We start from the raw sequence: 17,618 nt of genomic DNA, 5'->3' as shown, positions 1-17,618 counted from the left end.
CTAATTCCTTTTGATTTGCGTTCTCTCATATCGCTTTTAGTCTAAACTCCAGTTGCTAATGTTGCTCATATTATTGGTCATGGAATAAATGGTCCTAGAAGTGAACATGAATTAGCTAACCACATTGATAGAGATGGTATTGATAATCTGATTATGCTTTGTTTGCAATGTCATAAGATTGTGGATGAGCTTCAAGACCAATTCTCTGTTGAGCAGATACAAGGATGGAAGACTACCCATGAACATAAAATCATCTCTCTTTTTGATTTGCCTCAAATCCAGGATGAAAAGATATTACTAGAGAAAGTTAATGATCTCTTAGATGAAAACAGAGTGATTTTTGAAGAATATGGTCCTTTCTCAACTCAGGCTTTTGAAGGTTTGTCTGGTGATACTTGTACTATCTGGAGAAGACGTTGTTTAGATACGATTCTCCCTAACAATCAGAAAATTATCGACTTGATTGAAGTTAACAAAAAGAATTTCCCCTATCCTTGGGAAATTTATAGACAAATGATGAGATATAAACTTCACAGTGATTCTTTTAGAGATAATTGCTTACTAGAGAAAAAGATTAATGATTATAAACTCTTTCCAAGGGAATTTGATGATTTTGTAAAACGAGAACTCGGTCTAACTGTAAAAGATAGAGAACGCAAATATGAAGAAGAACTTGAATTCAGAAAAGCAACAGTTTCAGATTATATCGAGAAATTTCTAGCTAATCATTCATTCATCAAAAGAATGGAGAAGCTTAATATAGCAATGTTTGATGTTGAACTTCAAGATGGACGAAATCTTAGAGTCTTTGCAACAAATACATATTTCTTCACTGAATACACATTCGAGCAGACTATAACAGTTGATCCAGCAGTTGATGTTATCATTTGCTCCAACCCTTATAGTACATATACTTCAGAGGCGAAAAAACTCTGTATTAGTAATGGAATTGGCTTATTCACTCTCAAAAGTTTCATGGGGGCTATCCGCAAAAATGGTGATGAGTTCCTAAATTATTTATTAAATGAAGGGAGGTCTGGACGCATAAGTAACTCTCAGTCTCTGATTCGTCAAGCTACAGTTCCCTTAGATTTTCAGGTATATATATTTGGTTCATATCTAAGGAGAGAAATTTACAAAGATATTGATTTTATCTTAGTCTATCCGACTGGAACAGAGTCAGATTTAATCTCTTCAACAGTTGAGAACATAAGGCAGGTTTTTAAAGATAGATTATTACTTCTAGATATCACAATATGCTCAGAAATAGAGTATAAAGCTATGAGCTTTGAGAATGACAATCGTGTTAGGATTCAATAAACAATTTATGAAGATTAGGCTAGAGTTCAGATAAACATATTTGATAAAAGCGATTCCTATGTCGCGCTTTGCGATCGCTCAATATCCATTTTCTTGTGCTTCTCTAACTGTGATTAACTGCGATCGCTAATATTGGGTTAGTGCGATCGCTGATCTTGTAGGGTGCGTTAACGGAGTGTAACGCACCATATTTATGATTATTTATTGATTTTCGGTGCGTTACGCTGTCGCTAACACACCCTACTAATCGTCCCAATATCCTTGAGGTTTTTCCTTTCTGCCATCGTTACCCCAATCGGTTGGATAAATTCCCTGAGCGATAAACCGATGAATACTGGAATACTGCCAATCTTGGGGATTTTCACACAATCCATGTCGAGCCGGATTATCATGAATATAATCACAATGGAGCGCAAAATCCCGTTCATCCCGAATTAAATGCTCCCAAAACCGACGTTGCCAAAGATTACTTTCTCCTCGCTTTTGTCGTGATTGAGAAACCTCCCGATTAACTCCTAATTCTTGTCCATAATGTTTGGTAACATAAGTTTTAATTAAGCGCAATCTAACCGACAAATATTTATCATCAGGGGGTAAAGTCCACAAACAATGAAAATGATCAGGTAATAAAACAAAAGCATCAATATAAAAAGGATATTTTTCCTTTACTTTTTCTATTGCTTCTCGGAGAGATTTTCTCCCTATATCAGTACAGAGCCAAGATTCTCTTTGATAAGTGATTTGTGTGATGAAATATGTACCTCCAGAAACATTAGGTCTTCTATAATTAGGCATAGGGAGCTAGTAGGGGTGAAATTAAATTATTTATTGTATTGTCATATTGGTTGGGTAAGAACATTTTTGGCTAAACTATAATCAGGGAAATACCAAGATGAGATTATGAACTTAGATACAATTCAACAAGATATTGAGTCTCTTCCTCCCGATGCACAACAAATCATAGTTCAACTCGTAGAATTCCTGAAAAAACGCTACCTTCTGAATCAACAGGAATCTTCAGAAAATTCCTTGCAAGACTGGTCAGACTTTATCGGTTGCATAGAAGCTGAAACAGACCTCTCAAAAAACTATAAAAACTACTTAGACCATGAACTTAACCAAAAATATGATCATAGTTGATACAGGCTTTTGGTTAGCTCTTGCCAATAAAAAAGATACAGTTCATATATCCGCAAAAAAACGATTTCAAGATTTAGCTAATCAGCAATTTATTACGACTTGGTGTGTCGTCACGGAAACGTGCTATCTATTACAAAAAAGAGTAGGAGTAGATGCTCCAAAAATCTTTATTCATAAAATTTCTACAGGAAAGCTACAAATCTTTGATCTGAAACAACATCATTGCCAGCGTATTGAAGAACTGATGGAAAAATATAAAGACTTACCGATGGATTTAGCCGATGCCTCTCTCGTTATTTTGGCAGAAGAATTAGGTCATGGTCAAATTTTATCGGTTGATTATCGAGACTTCAACACCTATCGCTGGAAAAATACAGAACCGTTCGATAACCTCTTTCAGGAATTTTTATGACGTAGTGCGATCGCGTTCGCGGAGCGTCCCGGAGGGAACTAGCTCTGCTGCAAGCAGTTCGCCGATCCTATAGGGTGCATTAATGGAATCTCAATAATTTCACCGTTAAACATATTTGGGTTAATGCGATCGCTCAATATCCAAATAAATCAATACTTCTATACATAAGCTAACCTGTAATTATTTAAACTCAGATATTACTATTTGCGTATTTATATTGAGAAAAACCACGCTTTATACTTCAATATAAAGAAAATAATTATACTTAACCACTTACCTTGTACTGCGTTAACTGCGCTAGGTTAAAATGATAGGGCAAGCAATGATGAATTTTCATCTTCATAAAATAATTTGATCGTGCTGAACTCCCGACGCAGTAAATTTTCAACTTGTAAGGTAGAACAGTTTCCAAGTCTAAGCCAGATGACTTTCGGGGGATTTCCAAACACTAAACTCAGATCGTGCATATCAGCATCTTTTGAGACGATCATAAAATCATTATCTTTTGCATAATTCCAAACTATCGGGTCTATTGTTGCTTTCATGCCTACATCCCGAACATGAAGCGAGCCTGGAAAAATATCGCTCAAACGAGTGGATAATTTAGGGGATAAGTTTTCATCAAACAGTAATTTCATGCTGATAATGGAGAAATCATAAGCCGACGCTCACGGTCAGCCGCATAAGCAATACAAGCTTTTAAATCTTCTCGCGTTAGATCGGGAAAATCATCAAGAATTTCTGCTTCGGTCATCTCGGAAGCTAGGTATTCAAGCACCTCATAAACTGTAATTCGCAAGCCACGTACACAAGGCTTACCACCGCGTTTATTGGCTTCAATTGTAATATAGTTTCTGTAATTCATTATGTGGCGAGTGCATTTTTGCCAACTTGTCTGATGATACCATGTATCTCTGCTAAAAACTCAATAATTTCACCGTTAAACATCTTTGAGAAAAGCGATCGCTCAATATCCAAACAAATAAATACTTCTATACTGAAGCTTGTATGTAATTATTTAAGTTTTTATATTACTATTTGCGTATTTATATGGATAATAAATCGGATTTATATTTCAAAAGTAAGAAAATAATTATACTTAACTACTTGAGTTGTACTTCCCTTAACTGCGATCGCTAATCTAGGGTTAGGGAAAAATTAGGTAATACCTGAGAAAAGCAAATAACTTTTAACAGAGAAAAATAAATGGATTTACTGCTTGCTATCTTTGCTTATGGTGTAGCTGACCGTGGATTTATCGCCTAATTTAAGGAAAAACCAGGGAATCATTACACATATCCTAGCAAATCCTTACTATATAAGCAATTCCCCAACTTCTTTCCATATAACTGCTGTGGGGCCATTGTCCGCCCAATAGTGCATAAATTTCTACAGGTTTAGCGGAAATTGTTATGCCTAGTTCGTAAGATTTGCCAGTGAAGGCGGCAAAGCGTCTAACAGCTTCCTCATAATGGCGACTATTGCGGTATTTTTTATTGGTTAAGTCAATGGCAAACAAACCATAAAAGTAGCGGGGGATGCTTTGAATTGTTTCGACAATTTGACCAAGATTTCTGGCTAAAATTGCATTGCGGGGAACTTCCGTTTCCCAAGCTGTATCTAATGCCCAAGATGCAGATGTCAAGTGAGAACCGCCGCAAATTCCGCAAATGCGAGGTGTGACAATTAATCCGGCTTGGGGATCTTTACCGCGTAGGATAACTTCAAATCCGCGAAATAATTCAGCGTGTGTCCAGGCGTTGACTACTCTTCCATGTTCAATATCAACTCGAACATCTAAATCGCCCTCAACTCTACCGACGGGCGATATATCTAATGATTGAATTGTCATTTGTCATTTGTCCTTTGTCATTTGTTATTTGTCATTGGTAATTATTCACTTGTCTCCCTGTAAAATGGTCGAAACCCTTGATTGATCGTTGATGGGAGTGTGAAAGGTTATGGTCTAATACGCTTGGGTTTTCAAGACGCGATACAGCGCTTCCGGCTATTATGCAATATAGTTTTCTCCTTGCCCCTCTCCTATCATTGCTTTCAGCTTTTAGGATGTACCTCATAGCTGCCGAAACTGCTGTAAATCGCCGTCTCTACAAGTGTTTTGTTGCTCATTCTGAACTGTATTGGGTTATAGTCATTGGTCAAATCACAAATCACAAATGACTAATGACCAATGACCAATGACTAATGACTAAACTGTAAAAAAGTCTTCTTCTGCCCAAGGTGGTGCTGCATCTTTTGCAACCATTGTGAGTAAGGCGTAGTCTTTTTTGTTGACTCCTGGCGGTAATTCTTTAGGAACTCCCATTACTGTTTGGGTTTTAAATACTGTTCCCGGTTTGAGGTCAAAGAAGGGAAATTCTGGTTCTGTGCAACCTAAGCAAGGCATTCCAGCGCGAGTTTTAGAAGAGACGCGGTTCCATAAGATGCGGTTGCAGGAAGAATGAGTCATGGGGCCGCGACAACCCAAGTCATAAAATAGACAGCCTTTGCGCTGACCAAATTCGGCGGTTGATGCTTTGTAGGCAAAGTGGACGTTGCGGGTACAACCTGTTTGGGTGTAGGTGTTGAAGAAGGTTTGGGGACGATTTAGTTCATCAAAAGCAATGTCTGCTATGCGTCCAGTAGCGATCGCAACTAATATCTGCGTAATCCAGTCGGGATGGGCGGGACATCCAGGTATATTGATTACAGGTAATCCCGCTTGCGATACGAAATCTTTCCCTAAAAAGCCGCCTTCTTGACGTTTGAGAAATTGCAAACCTTCCGATTCGCTGGGGTTAGGCGACATGGCGGGAATTCCTCCCCAGGTTGCACAGTCTCCTACCGCTACAATAAATTTAGCAACTTTGGCGAGGTCTGCTAACCAATCTTTCATGGCGCGATCGGCAAAGCGATTCCATTCGCCAGTACCGTTGGGGGCGTTAACAACACTGCCTTCAAATACCAAGATATCTAAAGGAATTGTGCCAGAAATACAATTCCGTAGCAGTGTTTGCAAATCGTTGCCTAGTTCCAGCCCCAAGGAAGGATGCCAAAGTATATTGATACCAAAGTCGGCAATTAAATCGCAGACTGTCGGTTCTTCGGCATTGAGAAATGACATGGTGTTGCCTGAACAAGCACCACCTTGTAGCCATAGTACATTAGTCATCGGCTAGGTATTTTTGTATTGTTTCCCATGCATGATGTAGGTGATAATGCTTGTAAAATCTCACCTGCTTATCAATATTTGTTTTTCAATACTAAGATATTTTTTTCTTTAATTCTCTTTCATTAAAAAAGAATTAATCATTAACAATAGCTTAGATTTAATTAAGATTATTTTAAATGGCTATGTCTGTTATATATGTAACATCTTTAACAAATACAAAAATATTTTTTGATTTTAACTTCTCGCATTCACTAACATAAATATGTTTAGTTGATTGCGGTTAAATCTCTGAGATTATTAATAACAATTATTGCCAAGTATCAATTTGTACAAAAGGATGAATATTTTAAGCCAATGCAGTTCAGATAAGCCAAAAACCCTCATGTAGAGACGCGATTTATCGCGTCTTCAAATACCAATTGTCTACACCAATAACCCTTAACCCAAGCGTATTGTATTTTAAGCCGTCAGATTTTAGTGCAATAGCTAAATCAAATTCAACAAAATATCAGGGTGCAAGACTTTGCACCCCATCAGCTATTAGTTTTTTTAAGATTTTGGTTGTGCAGCTTGCCTAACAACTTGTTCGTCCAAGCCTAACGCTTGAGCTATCTGCTCAATACTCAACCCAAACGCTAATAAGCGAGGTATCGTTTCTAACTTACCTTCTTGTTTCCCTTCTGCAAAAACATCTTGGTAGAATCTAGTTTGCTTTAACTCATTTAATCCAAACATTTTTCCGATTTCCTCCTGGGTCAATCGCGGTAACTTGTAGATTAATATCGTCTCTATCAATTGTATAATTTCCCTAATAGTAGCGACATCTAGAATTTGCTCTCTAGCAGTGTTGACTATTTCGATCGCTCTTGTTGTCGCAGTTGATTCGGGTTCGATGATGAGTTTAACTGTCTCTATGCCGATTGATGATGTCTCAATTGAGCTTAATTCGTCAAGATAGACGCGAGTCACTCGTTGTGAATTGAGTAATTCTGTATATCTTTCGGTATCTCCAGTATCAACGCTGCGGTTGGGGTAGATGACAACACCACGCCAATTGTTGGTTAATTCGGTTTTGTCGAGATAGTTAAAAATTTCGGTAAATAAACGCGAGTAGAACTTTTTGTCTGCTTGAAATTGCACTTCGGCAAAATAAATGGGTAGTTCTGCTGCATTTGGGAGGAAAACGCCATCGATTCTAAAGGCTATTTGTTTGACTTCTACTGAAGAAAATTGGTAAACACTAGCTAGTTGGGGTGGTTGGTTAATGAGTTCAAAGAAAGTAGTGGGGATACTCTGAAAGATCCGATAGAAGATGCTGTCTGTTTTCAAGGTAGCTTGTTTTACAGTCGTTGATGAATATATTTTACACTTCGACAATCCCGTGGTGAATCTTTGGAGTATACAAAAATTAGCTGGTAAGATAGTGCATATATGTATGTCAACAATTCAAGAAATAATATTTAAATTCTGTCGAGTGATGATACAAAAAGTATTTTAAAAATATTAGGTGTTTAAAGCTGACATTAATATTAGCAATTTCCCCCTAGAATTTTAGAAATAGGGTGTTTTATAGTAAAAAAATTGATTGGGCATGGGGTATTGGATATTGGACATGGGATCAACTCTTTCCCTAGTCCTTAATCATTAGCCCTAGTCTCAAACAAAGAAGGGGAATTCCGCCTAAAGGACTCGAAGCCTGCGTAAATCAGTATGGCCCGTGATGAAATGCGATCGCGTGTTTCGATCGTTCATGGGTGTTGGACTCAATTCCCAATTGGCTAGAGTACGGCAGAGTTATGACCCCCAGCATTACAGATTCGGCGGTGAAAGCTGCGGTAGCAGCTGTTGCATCGGAGTCAGCCTCAGCAGAGGAAAAAATCCAAATGCTGATTGAGATCGCACAGGGTTTTCAAAAAAAGCCCAAAACTGCCCAAGACTTGCGGAATGCAGTTGGTTTATATTACCGGGCTTATGAAATGTGTGGTGAGGAGTATCCCCTACTGAAAGCCAGGGCGAAAGTGGGGATGGCAGGGACGTTACAAGCAATACCGGATGCTGAGTACCAACTGCTGATGCAAGCGAAAGCAGGTTATGAAGAAGCACTGCCAATTTTACAGGAATTAGCTTCACCAGAGGAAGTAGCAGAGACACAGATGAATTTTGGGCTAGTGTTGCAGTCATTAGTGCCATTCAATTTGGCGCGGATAACTGACAGCATCCAGGCTTATCATGAGGCTTTGCGGGTGTTCACTTGGGAAGATTACCCCCAAGAATACGCGATTTTGTATAACAATATTGCGATCGCTTACCTTTCTATGCCACTGGCATCAGAACGGGAATACTTGCGTCAAGGGTTAGCTGTGCAGTCATTTGAGGTGGCGCTAAAGCACATTACTTTGATTGACCATCCTAGAGAATACGCCATGTTGCAAAACAATTTGGGTAACGCTTTGCAATATTTAGTGAGTTCCCATCCTGTGGACAATAACTTACGTGCGATCGCAGCTTATGACGAAGCGCTAAAAGTGCGTAATCCCCAAGATACACCTTTAGAGTACGCTAACACAATTTCCAACAAAGCCAACGCCCTATTCAACTTACCAGACGACCCCGAAAAACCAGAAGCTGGTAATCCTCAAAATCTTTTGCAAGCCCGTATTTACTATCAAACTGCTTTAGAAATATTTACGGAATACCAACAAGTTGCACAAGCAGAGGTAGTAGTCCAAGCATTACAAGATGTAGAAGCAGAAATGAAAGGTTAGGAGTTATAGGTTCAATACAGTTCAGATAAGACCAAAACCCTTGTAAAGACGGCGATTTATCGCGTCTCAAAAACCCAAGCGTATTGGTTATATATCTAAATTGACTCTTAACTCTTTACTTAAACAATGAGGAAAAACAGCATGAGAGAGATTTTAACAACGCCAAATCTGATAAATTTTCTCACAAGTTTAGCAGATGGCGATCTTAACATAGCAACAGAATTGGTGTGGCTAATTATAGCAACAGCCTTTGCTATGGTTGGCGGTGCAATTGGTGGAATGATATTAGCTGGTAAAGATATAGGATATCAGCTTTCAGCAATGCTTGGTGCATTATTTGCCCCTGCGGGTGTAATTCCTGCCATCTTCTTAGGGCTTGTTGCTTTAAACTTCTTGACAAATTATTAGGAGAAAATATGTTAGAGCTAGGATGGTTATCTGCCAAGTTATTTTTTAAAGGAAAGCTAATACGCAATCCAATATTTTTTGTCAAGCAAACTACTATTGGTATTGCCGTAGGTTTTTTACTGCTAGTGTTACTTGCACAAGCCCCCATTCCCTTCTACTTACCAATCATATTATCTAGCTTAGTGACAGGCATGATTATGCCATTTCTCTTCAAAGATTTTAAAACCAAGTGAGTTGTCATTGATAAACCAATACAGTTAAGTTAAGCATTTCTTTCTTCTCTCAGCGCCGCGCCAGTTGCTTCAAGTCGGGGAACCCGCCCAACGCACTGGCTTCTCTGCGTCTCTGTGGTTAGTAAAAAAATTGACTTTGGCAAAGAGTTTTAGCCTTAACTGAACCGTATTGATTGATAAACAACCAATACCTAATGCCCAATGAAAAATGACAAATGACAAATCTTGAAGAATTAATTCAGGAAATTAATCGTTTTGAGGCAATTATATCCGAGTGGGATGAAAGCCAACGGTGTGTAGCAGTAGGTCTAAAAAGAGCAATTGAAGCTTTGCATAAAGCTGCATTGACTAATTTGATTAAAAGCCTCAAACAAGAATCAATGCCAGCTTTGCGTCATGCTGTTGCAGATGAATTAGTGTATGCAGTGCTACTGTATCACGAGTTAGTCAAACCACCAAAACCACCATTAGCACAGCGAATTGAAACAGCCCTTGAAGAAGTTCGCCCAGGTTTAAAAAGCCATAATGGGGATGTAGAACTAGTAGCAATTAAGCCCCCAGATACAGTAGAAGTCAAATTAATCGGAACTTGTAGCAATTGTCCGGCTTCTACCTTGACTTTATCTCAGGGAGTAGAACAGGCAATAAAAAACCATTGTCCTGAAATTACTAAAGTTGTTGCAGTCAATAATAGCCCTGCTGTTAACAACGCTAATTCTGGTTTAATCAGTCCATTCTCTTCAAAAATAACTTGTACTTGGATGAAAGTAGCGACCCTTGATGAAGTTCCTGAATTTAGTGTAGTCGCAGTACAACTTGCTGGTACTTCACTAATTTTACATCGTCAAGGCGTTACAGTTAAATGTTACCGTAATGCTTGTACCCATCTAGGATCTCCCTTAGAAAAAGGTAAAGTTGAAAATGGTATTATTACCTGTCCTGCCCACGGATTCCAGTACAAATTAGAGACAGGTAAATGCTTAACCGTGCCTGATGTTTCGCTTCAGTCGTATCCAGTCAAAGTTAAAGAAGATAAGGTTTTTGTGAAACTACAAAAATGATCGTGCGAAGGTAAGATTTCAGCAAATCTACTTGGCGATTAGTCAATCACGACTAATTTGCTTTTTTATTTCAGTAGTTTTCGCATTCATTTTAGCTTTTTGTGCAAGTAAAATGCCCAAATACTTTCTCAATATCCCTAAATTCATTCTCATTTGTGTAATTCAGGTATTGATTTTAGTGTTTTGAGAAAGTAAAAAGGCATATTACTTTCTCAAAAAGTCATTTGACTTATTCAAACCCCAGTTTGCTTATTCATTTTAGTGTTTTCCGCAAACAAAATGAGCTTTTACTTATTCAAACTCCAGTTTGCTTACTCATTTTAGTGTTTTCCACAAGCAAAATGAGCTTTTACTTATTCATTTTAGTGTTTTCCGCAAGTAAAATAAGCTTTTACTTTCTCAAACCCCAGTTTGCTTTCTCATTTCAGTAAATCGCGCACTCATACCAAAGATTCGCTATGTAGCAAAAATTACTAAAAATTAGATAGATTTTTTAAAACTTAGGGCTTACGCAAAATATCTCTCAAACTCTCATTTCTCTGTGTCCTCTGCGCCTCTGTGGTTCGTTATTCCCTAACTAATGCGTAAGCCCTAAAATTGATTAATACATAAGTTGATTAAAGGTTTTAACTGAATTGGAAAAAAGCATAATGCAAAACCGTTACTGTTGTTACATGCTAATCAGCATTAATGTTTTTAAATAATTATCAGCCTCTATCTGCGGTTCATGGATATCCCAATCATAATTAATCCCATATCACAATTACCGCTAGAAGCAACAGAAATTTTTCAATATTTACCTCTATCACCTCAAGGTGCAGAGGTAATTTTAGGTAACATTCTCAAACCGCAACAATTAGTCATACCTGTAGCACCTAGTCCCATAACAATGTTTGGGCCTCGTGGTGCTTGTTTATTATCAAAAACCGGCCCATTATGGGTATCAGATACAGGACATCATCGATTATTAGGATGGAAGAATTTACCCACAAGAGATAGTCAACCGGCTGATTGGGTAATTGGACAACCTGACTTTTATCATGAAGGACAAAATGCTAAAACTACACCGGGAAGAGCAACCTTAAGTGTACCAACAGGTATTTGTGCTTGCGGCGAAGGGTTAGCTGTCGCAGATGCTTGGAATCATCGAGTTTTAATTTGGAAAAACTTACCACAAGATAACAATGTTCCAGCCGATTTGGTATTAGGACAAGCTAATTTTATCGATAATGAAGCAAATCGGGGAAGTCAACAAGCATCTGCAAGTACAATGCACTGGCCTTATGGTGTTTTCTATCATCAAGGACGGCTATTTATTGCCGATACTGGTAATCGGAGGGTATTAATTTGGCATCAGTTACCAACAGAAAATGGTCAACCTGCTGATGTAGTTTTGGGACAACCAGATATGATATCTCGCAATGAAAACGGCGGTGCTTCTGCAACCGCAGCGAGTATGCGTTGGTGTCACGATATTACCCTTTGGGGAGAAAATTTGGTTGTCAGCGATGCAGGTAATCACCGAGTGATGATTTGGCAGGGAATGCCAACAGAAAATAATGCCCCTTGTGCTGTGGTTTTAGGGCAAAAAAGCTTTGATTTTGTGGAAATGAATCAAGGGGTTTATTTGCCTAGCGCTAGTAGTTTGAGTATGCCTTATGGTGTGGGGGTAGCTGGGGACTGGTTAGTAGTTGCAGATACAGCTAATTCCCGGTTGTTAGGATGGAGAAAGCCAGAATCAATTTTATCACTGCAAGGTTTAATGGCAGATGGGTTGACAGGACAAATAAATTTTCAAAGTAAAGGTGAAAATCGTAATTTTGGACTGCCTAAGCGAGATAGTTTAAATTGGTGTTATGGGATAAAAATTTGTGGCAAGACGGCGGTAATAGCTGATTCTGGAAATAACCGAATATTGCTGTGGCAGCTTAATAATTCGTAATTCGTAATTCGTAATTCGTAATTTTTGAAAGTCAGATTTATATGGCGACTGAAGAAATTAGAGTTCGCGGTACTGTTCAGGGAGTAGGATTTCGTCCTACTGTATATCGTCTTGCTAAAGCTTGCGGTTTGCGTGGAGATGTTTGTAATGATGGGCAAGGTGTATTAATTCGGGTATCTGGTAATGAGGAAGCATTAACAGAATTTGTTGCCAGATTGCAAACAGAATGTCCACCATTAGCAAAAATTAATCAGCTAAGTAGAATTCCTTACGAAGGTGAATTTAGCTTTAATAATTTTGTGATTTCTAATAGCGTCAATAATGCAATCAAAACAGAAATTGTCCCTGATGCAGCTACTTGTCCACAGTGTCAAAAAGAAATATTTGACCCTTTTAGCCGCTTTTATCGTTACCCCTTTACCAATTGCACTCATTGCGGCCCTCGCCTGAGTATTATTCGTGCAATTCCTTATGACAGATGCAATACCAGTATGTCTGCGTTTGTTATATGTCCCGAATGTGCAAAGGAATACCACGATGTTGAAAACCGCCGTTTTCACGCCCAACCTGTAGCTTGTCATGTTTGCGGCCCCACAGCTTGGTTAGAACGCGCTGATGGTAAATCGGTTACTGCTTCCATGTTTTCCATGCTAGATGATGTGGATGCTGTTTGTACCTTGTTGCAAAAGGGTGAGATTGTTGCAATTAAAGGCTTAAGTGGTATTCATTTAGCTTGCGATGCAACTCAGGAAACTGTTGTCCAAAAACTGCGTCAGCGCAAAAAGCGTTATCACAAACCATTTGCTTTAATGGCGCGAGATATTGAAATAATTGAACAATATTGTACTGTTAATGCCAAAGAAAAAGAATTATTGACAAGTTCTGCTGCACCAATTGTTTTACTACAAGCGACAGGTAAAAAACTTGTAGCACCATCGGTAGCATCGGGGCAAAATACCCTTGGTTTCATGCTACCTTATACGCCCTTGCATCATTTAATTCTGCGGCGGATGAATCGCCCAATTGTTTTAACAAGTGGCAATCTTGCCGATGAACCACAATGTATTGATAACGACGAAGCAAGAGAAAAATTAGGGACAATCGCTGATTATTTTCTCTTTCACAATCGAGAGATTATTAATCGGGTAGATGATTCAGTTGTGCATGTTATCGGTGATAAAGTCCAAACAATTCGCCGTGCTAGAGGATATGCACCAGCAGCAATTAGCTTACCGCCGGGATTTGACAATGTACCGCAAATTTTAGCAATGGGTAGTGAGTTAAAAAATACTTTTTGCTTATTGCGTGAAGGAGAAGCGATTCTATCTCAACATCTGGGAGATTTAGAAAATGCTGCGGCTTTCAATGCTTACCAAGAGACTTTAAACTTATACTTGAATTTATTTGAACATACACCAGAAGTAATCGCCATTGATAAACATCCTGAATATCTTTCCAGCAAACTTGGTAAAGAACTAGCAGATACAAATCAAATTCCAATTTATCAAATCCAACATCATCACGCCCATATTGCTGCTTGTATGGCAGAAAATGGGATTCCTTTAAATTCACCTCCAGTATTAGGTATTGCTTTAGATGGTTTAGGTTACGGTGATGACGGTACACTCTGGGGCGGAGAATTCCTTTTAGCAGATTATCGGAAATTTCAGCGGCTAGCAACATTTAAACCAGTAGCAATGATTGGTGCTGAACAAGCAATTTATCAGCCTTGGCGTAATACTTATGCCCAATTCATAGCTGCTAACCTTTGGGATGATTGCCAACAACAGTATGCTGATTTAGAAATCGTAAAATTGCTGAATAAAAAACCACTAAAGCTACTCAATCAACTTATAGAGAAAAAAATTAACTCTCCTCCAGCTTCTTCAGTGGGGCGGTTGTTCGATGCAGTAGCGGCGGCTATCGGTATTTGCCCTGAAGAATGTAGCTATGAAGGACAAGCTGCGATCGCAATGGAAGCTATAGTAGATGTTAGCAGCTTAAATAATGATAAAGAAGCACTAATATACCCTTTTAGTTTTAGCTTTTCAGATAGTATTTACTGTATAGACTCACGCCCAATGTGGCAAGCCTTACTCTATGACTTGCAGCAGCAGATTCCCCAACCAGTTATAGCTGCCAAATTTCACAAAGGTTTAGCTAATGCGATTGTGGAAATGGTTAAGCATCTTTGTGAAGAAAATCTGATTAATCAGGTAGCTTTAACAGGAGGAGTCTTTCAAAATTGTATATTGTTACAGCAAGTTAGCAAACGATTAGAAACATTGGGGATAAAAGTACTAACTCATAGCTTAGTTCCAGCTAATGACGGCGGATTATCTCTAGGACAAGCAGTGATTGCAGCAGCACAATTCATACATGAGTCTTGATTTTTGAAAAAACTCATAAATAATTCTCTCTGTGTTCTCCGCGCCTCTGCGGTTAGTTTATCTTAAAGAATAAAAGAATGTGTTTAGGAATCCCCGGACAAATTATAGAAATTACCAACGTTAACCATAAATTAGCCCTAGTTAACATTGGTGGTGTTAAGCGCGAAGTAAATATTGCCTGCATCGTAGATGAACAACATCCTCCCGAAGCTTGTATTGGCGATTGGGTGCTAGTGCATGTTGGCTTTGCCATGAATCGAATTAACGAACAAGAAGCAGCAGAAACATTACAACTCCTTCAAGAATTAGCAGCAGCACAAGCAGGGATTAGTATTTAACTTAACGAACCGCAGAGGCGCAGAGGGCACAGAGAGTAGAAAGAAATACTTAACTCAGCCGTATTGACATAAAGCTTACTATTCCCAAATCCTTATGAAATATGTTGACGAATTCCGCGAACCGGAAAAAGCAGAAGCCATACTCCGCGAAATCACCAAATTAAGCCACCAGCTAGAAAAACCCATCAAAATCATGGAAGTATGCGGTGGACATACCCATTCCATATTTAAATACGGTATCGAAGAAATATTACCCCAAACCATCGAACTCATTCATGGCCCTGGTTGTCCAGTATGCGTTATGCCAAAAGGGAGATTAGATGATGCGATCGCAATCTCCCAAAATCATAACGTCATTTTTGCCACCTTTGGCGATGTGATGCGAGTTCCCGGTTCCAAAACGAGTTTACTGCAAGCTAGGGCACAAGGCGCAGACATCCGCATGGTGTACTCTCCTCTAGACAGCCTGCAAATTGCCAGAGATAACCCAGACAAAGAAGTAGTTTTCTTCGCATTAGGCTTTGAAACCACAGCCCCCAGCACCGCCTTCACTATTCTGCAAGCAGCAGCCGAAAAAATTCATAACTTTAGTATGTTTTCCAATCACGTCCTCGTGATTCCCGCCCTCAAAGCACTATTAGATAATCCCGACTTACAACTAGATGGATTTGTTGGCCCTGGCCATGTCAGCATGGTAATTGGCAGTGACCCATATCAATTTATTTCCCAACAATATAATAAGCCGATAGTCGTCTCAGGATTTGAACCCTTAGATATTCTCCAATCAATTTGGATGCTATTGCAACAGCTAGTAGAAAATCGTTGCGAAGTCGAAAACCAATATAACCGAATTGTCCAAAAAAGCGGAAACACAGTAGCCCTTGAAGCCATAAATAAAGTTTTCGCCATCCGAGATAGTTTTGATTGGCGCGGCTTAGGTGACATACCCTATTCAGGATTACAAATTCAACCTGAATATGCCCAATTTGATGCCGAACTTAAATTTACCATTCCTAATCTCAAAGTAGCCGACCATAAAGCTTGTAAATGTGGAGCAATTCTCAAAGGAGTCTTAAAACCTTGGGAGTGCAAAGTATTCGGTACAGCTTGCACACCAGAAACACCAATCGGTACTTGCATGGTATCTTCCGAAGGTGCTTGTGCAGCATATTACAAATACGGGCGACTCTCCACAATTGCCAAAAGAACAATCACCCAAAAACCAAAAATAACTCAAGAACCTCTCCCCGCCTGCGGCTTCTCCTCAGACTAAATACTCCGCGTACCTCCGCGCTTCCCTTTGCGTTCCTTTGCGTTTAAAAAAAATTTAATATGAATTTCCCCCCCACAAACCCAATACAAAATCCCCTATTCCAAAAAATAGAACAAGTCCGCCGCCGCAAAAGTAAAGTGCAAGACACTCATATAACTCTCGCACATGGCAGCGGTGGTAAAGCCATGCGTGATTTAATCGACGATATTTTTGTCAGCAATTTTGATAACCCAATTCTCTCCCAACTAGAAGACCAAGCCAGCTTCAACCTAACCCCTCTCCTCCAACAAGGAGACAGACTCGCATTTACTACAGATTCTTATGTTGTAGACCCCTTATTTTTCCCCGGTAGTGATATAGGAGAATTAGCCGTTAACGGTACAGTTAATGATTTAGCTGTCAGTGGGGCTAAACCTTTATATCTAACTTGCAGCGTCATTTTAGAAGAAGGATTACCTGTAGAAACCTTACGCCGTGTCGCAAACAGTATGAAAGCAGCCGCAGAAAAAGCAGGCGTTCAAATTGTCACTGGTGACACAAAAGTTGTACATCGAGGTGCTGCTGATAAACTCTTTATCAATACTGCTGGTATTGGTATCATCCCACGAGGAGTTAACATTTCTGCCCATAACATTAAACCTGGAGATGCCATAATAATTAATGGTGAAATAGGTAATCATGGGACAGCAATTTTAATTGCCCGTGGAGAATTAGCTTTAGAAACTAGTATTGAAAGTGATTGTCAGCCGTTGCATAGTTTAGTAGAAACTATTCTCCATGTATGCCCACAAGTTCATGCTATGCGAGATGCCACACGTGGAGGTTTAGCCACAGTACTAAATGAATTCGCCCTCAGTTCCGATGTGGGAATTAGTCTCTTTGAAGAATCTATTCCAGTGCGTGAAGAAGTCAACGGAGTTTGCGAAATTCTTGGTTTAGACCCGTTATATTTAGCTAATGAAGGTAAATTAGTTGTGGTGGTAGCGAGTAAATATGCAGAAACTGTTTTATCTGCGATGAAATTACACCCAACGGGAAAAGATGCTTGTATTATTGGTGAAGTTATTACCTCACCCCCAGGTATCGTACTATTAAAAACAGCTTTTGGTGCTGAAAGGATTGTTGATATGTTAGTAGGCGACCAATTACCACGAATTTGTTAAT

Annotated in this window: 17 protein-coding genes and 1 pseudogene; 12 read left to right on the top strand and 6 right to left on the bottom strand. The window is 39.1% G+C overall.

The window, feature by feature from the left end; all coding sequences use genetic code 11:
* The first annotated feature begins 180 nt into the window (after positions 1–180).
* On the top strand, positions 181–1,320 hold the full coding sequence (locus ACM0OX_RS25100; protein WP_414517620.1) for a hypothetical protein: 1,140 nt from the start codon (positions 181–183) through the stop codon (positions 1,318–1,320).
* A 243-nt stretch (positions 1,321–1,563) separates the two neighbouring features.
* On the opposite strand, the gene ACM0OX_RS25095 is transcribed toward ACM0OX_RS25100, so the two are convergent.
* Complete coding sequence (locus tag ACM0OX_RS25095) at positions 1,564–2,115, bottom strand: REP-associated tyrosine transposase (protein ID WP_414517619.1); 552 nt, start codon at positions 2,113–2,115, stop codon at positions 1,564–1,566.
* A gap of 105 nt (positions 2,116–2,220) precedes the next feature.
* Between ACM0OX_RS25095 and ACM0OX_RS25090 the strand changes: the two genes are divergently transcribed.
* Together ACM0OX_RS25090 and ACM0OX_RS25085 are read left to right on the top strand one after the other, a co-directional pair.
* Positions 2,221–2,460 carry a hypothetical protein gene (locus tag ACM0OX_RS25090; protein WP_190910997.1) on the top strand — a complete coding sequence of 80 codons (240 nt, stop codon included), beginning with the start codon at positions 2,221–2,223 and terminating at the stop codon, positions 2,458–2,460.
* On the top strand, positions 2,447–2,872 hold the full coding sequence (locus ACM0OX_RS25085) for a type II toxin-antitoxin system VapC family toxin (RefSeq protein ID WP_010994859.1): 426 nt from the start codon (positions 2,447–2,449) through the stop codon (positions 2,870–2,872). Before ACM0OX_RS25090 ends, ACM0OX_RS25085 begins: the two co-directional genes overlap by 14 nt.
* 302 nt (positions 2,873–3,174) lie before the next feature.
* On the opposite strand, the gene ACM0OX_RS25080 is transcribed toward ACM0OX_RS25085, so the two are convergent.
* From ACM0OX_RS25080 to ACM0OX_RS25060, 5 genes and pseudogenes are all read right to left on the bottom strand, one after another.
* Positions 3,175–3,510, bottom strand: coding sequence for a DUF5615 family PIN-like protein (locus ACM0OX_RS25080; protein WP_414517618.1), 336 nt, complete (start codon positions 3,508–3,510; stop codon positions 3,175–3,177).
* Positions 3,507–3,737, bottom strand: coding sequence for a DUF433 domain-containing protein (locus ACM0OX_RS25075; protein ID WP_114083639.1), 231 nt, complete (start codon positions 3,735–3,737; stop codon positions 3,507–3,509). The genes ACM0OX_RS25080 and ACM0OX_RS25075 overlap by 4 nt, the downstream gene beginning before the upstream one ends.
* Before the next feature lie 477 nt (positions 3,738–4,214).
* Positions 4,215–4,724 (bottom strand): annotated as a pseudogene (locus tag ACM0OX_RS25070) (nickel-dependent hydrogenase large subunit); the annotation flags it as partial.
* A 357-nt stretch (positions 4,725–5,081) separates the two neighbouring features.
* On the bottom strand, positions 5,082–6,044 hold the full coding sequence (locus ACM0OX_RS25065) for a hydrogenase small subunit (protein WP_179071786.1): 963 nt from the start codon (positions 6,042–6,044) through the stop codon (positions 5,082–5,084).
* Between the two features lie 549 nt (positions 6,045–6,593).
* On the bottom strand, positions 6,594–7,373 hold the full coding sequence (locus tag ACM0OX_RS25060; protein ID WP_414517617.1) for an Rpn family recombination-promoting nuclease/putative transposase: 780 nt from the start codon (positions 7,371–7,373) through the stop codon (positions 6,594–6,596).
* 467 nt (positions 7,374–7,840) lie between these two features.
* On the opposite strand from ACM0OX_RS25060, the gene ACM0OX_RS25055 reads away from it, so the two are divergent.
* The 9 genes from ACM0OX_RS25055 to hypE all read left to right on the top strand — a co-directional run bounded on the left by ACM0OX_RS25055 (position 7,841) and on the right by hypE (position 17,617).
* A complete protein-coding gene (locus tag ACM0OX_RS25055; protein ID WP_414517616.1) occupies positions 7,841–8,809 on the top strand; it encodes a hypothetical protein in 969 nt (322 codons plus the stop codon).
* 141 nt (positions 8,810–8,950) lie between these two features.
* Positions 8,951–9,217, top strand: coding sequence for a hypothetical protein (locus tag ACM0OX_RS25050; protein WP_414517615.1), 267 nt, complete (start codon positions 8,951–8,953; stop codon positions 9,215–9,217).
* Between the two features lie 8 nt (positions 9,218–9,225).
* Entirely contained in the window at positions 9,226–9,450 is a 225-nt protein-coding gene (locus tag ACM0OX_RS25045; protein WP_094327446.1) for a hypothetical protein, read from the top strand.
* A 215-nt stretch (positions 9,451–9,665) separates the two neighbouring features.
* Positions 9,666–10,511, top strand: coding sequence for a NifU family protein (locus ACM0OX_RS25040; RefSeq protein ID WP_414517614.1), 846 nt, complete (start codon positions 9,666–9,668; stop codon positions 10,509–10,511).
* 727 nt (positions 10,512–11,238) lie between these two features.
* The gene (locus ACM0OX_RS25035; protein WP_414517613.1) at positions 11,239–12,453 is read left to right on the top strand and encodes a hypothetical protein; all 1,215 of its coding nucleotides are present in this window, start codon (positions 11,239–11,241) and stop codon (positions 12,451–12,453) included.
* Positions 12,454–12,494: 41 nt separating this feature from the next.
* A complete protein-coding gene (gene hypF / locus ACM0OX_RS25030; RefSeq protein WP_414517612.1) occupies positions 12,495–14,843 on the top strand; it encodes a carbamoyltransferase HypF in 2,349 nt (782 codons plus the stop codon).
* Between the two features lie 77 nt (positions 14,844–14,920).
* The gene (locus tag ACM0OX_RS25025) at positions 14,921–15,181 is read left to right on the top strand and encodes a HypC/HybG/HupF family hydrogenase formation chaperone (RefSeq protein ID WP_414517611.1); all 261 of its coding nucleotides are present in this window, start codon (positions 14,921–14,923) and stop codon (positions 15,179–15,181) included.
* Between the two features lie 94 nt (positions 15,182–15,275).
* Positions 15,276–16,454: a hydrogenase formation protein HypD gene (hypD, locus tag ACM0OX_RS25020; RefSeq protein WP_414517610.1), complete on the top strand. Its 1,179-nt coding sequence runs from the start codon at positions 15,276–15,278 to the stop codon at positions 16,452–16,454.
* Positions 16,455–16,513: 59 nt separating this feature from the next.
* Positions 16,514–17,617 carry a hydrogenase expression/formation protein HypE gene (gene hypE / locus ACM0OX_RS25015; RefSeq protein WP_414517609.1) on the top strand — a complete coding sequence of 368 codons (1,104 nt, stop codon included), beginning with the start codon at positions 16,514–16,516 and terminating at the stop codon, positions 17,615–17,617.
* Position 17,618 lies beyond the last annotated feature (1 nt).

Source organism: Nostoc sp. PCC 9305 (genome assembly GCF_963920915.1).
Classification (GTDB): Bacteria; Cyanobacteriota; Cyanobacteriia; order Cyanobacteriales; family Nostocaceae; genus Nostoc.
The sequence above is the reverse complement of the archived record's forward strand: the minus strand, read 5'-3'. Positions and strand labels throughout refer to the sequence as shown.

Excerpts from the sequence above, each read along its gene's own strand:
- ACM0OX_RS25095 (WP_414517619.1), bottom strand. The coding sequence starts at position 2,115 with ATGCCTAATTATAGAAGACCTAATGTTTCTGGAGGTACATATTTCATC.
- ACM0OX_RS25090 (WP_190910997.1), top strand. The coding sequence starts at position 2,221 with ATGAACTTAGATACAATTCAACAAGATATTGAGTCTCTTCCTCCCGAT.
- ACM0OX_RS25085 (WP_010994859.1), top strand. The coding sequence starts at position 2,447 with ATGATCATAGTTGATACAGGCTTTTGGTTAGCTCTTGCCAATAAAAAA.
- ACM0OX_RS25080 (WP_414517618.1), bottom strand. The coding sequence starts at position 3,510 with ATGAAATTACTGTTTGATGAAAACTTATCCCCTAAATTATCCACTCGT.
- ACM0OX_RS25075 (WP_114083639.1), bottom strand. The coding sequence starts at position 3,737 with ATGAATTACAGAAACTATATTACAATTGAAGCCAATAAACGCGGTGGT.
- ACM0OX_RS25065 (WP_179071786.1), bottom strand. The coding sequence starts at position 6,044 with ATGACTAATGTACTATGGCTACAAGGTGGTGCTTGTTCAGGCAACACC.
- ACM0OX_RS25055 (WP_414517616.1), top strand. The coding sequence starts at position 7,841 with ATGACCCCCAGCATTACAGATTCGGCGGTGAAAGCTGCGGTAGCAGCT.
- ACM0OX_RS25050 (WP_414517615.1), top strand. The coding sequence starts at position 8,951 with ATGAGAGAGATTTTAACAACGCCAAATCTGATAAATTTTCTCACAAGT.
- ACM0OX_RS25045 (WP_094327446.1), top strand. The coding sequence starts at position 9,226 with ATGTTAGAGCTAGGATGGTTATCTGCCAAGTTATTTTTTAAAGGAAAG.
- ACM0OX_RS25040 (WP_414517614.1), top strand. The coding sequence starts at position 9,666 with ATGACAAATCTTGAAGAATTAATTCAGGAAATTAATCGTTTTGAGGCA.
- ACM0OX_RS25035 (WP_414517613.1), top strand. The coding sequence starts at position 11,239 with ATGGATATCCCAATCATAATTAATCCCATATCACAATTACCGCTAGAA.
- hypF (WP_414517612.1), top strand. The coding sequence starts at position 12,495 with ATGGCGACTGAAGAAATTAGAGTTCGCGGTACTGTTCAGGGAGTAGGA.
- ACM0OX_RS25025 (WP_414517611.1), top strand. The coding sequence starts at position 14,921 with ATGTGTTTAGGAATCCCCGGACAAATTATAGAAATTACCAACGTTAAC.
- hypD (WP_414517610.1), top strand. The coding sequence starts at position 15,276 with ATGAAATATGTTGACGAATTCCGCGAACCGGAAAAAGCAGAAGCCATA.
- hypE (WP_414517609.1), top strand. The coding sequence starts at position 16,514 with ATGAATTTCCCCCCCACAAACCCAATACAAAATCCCCTATTCCAAAAA.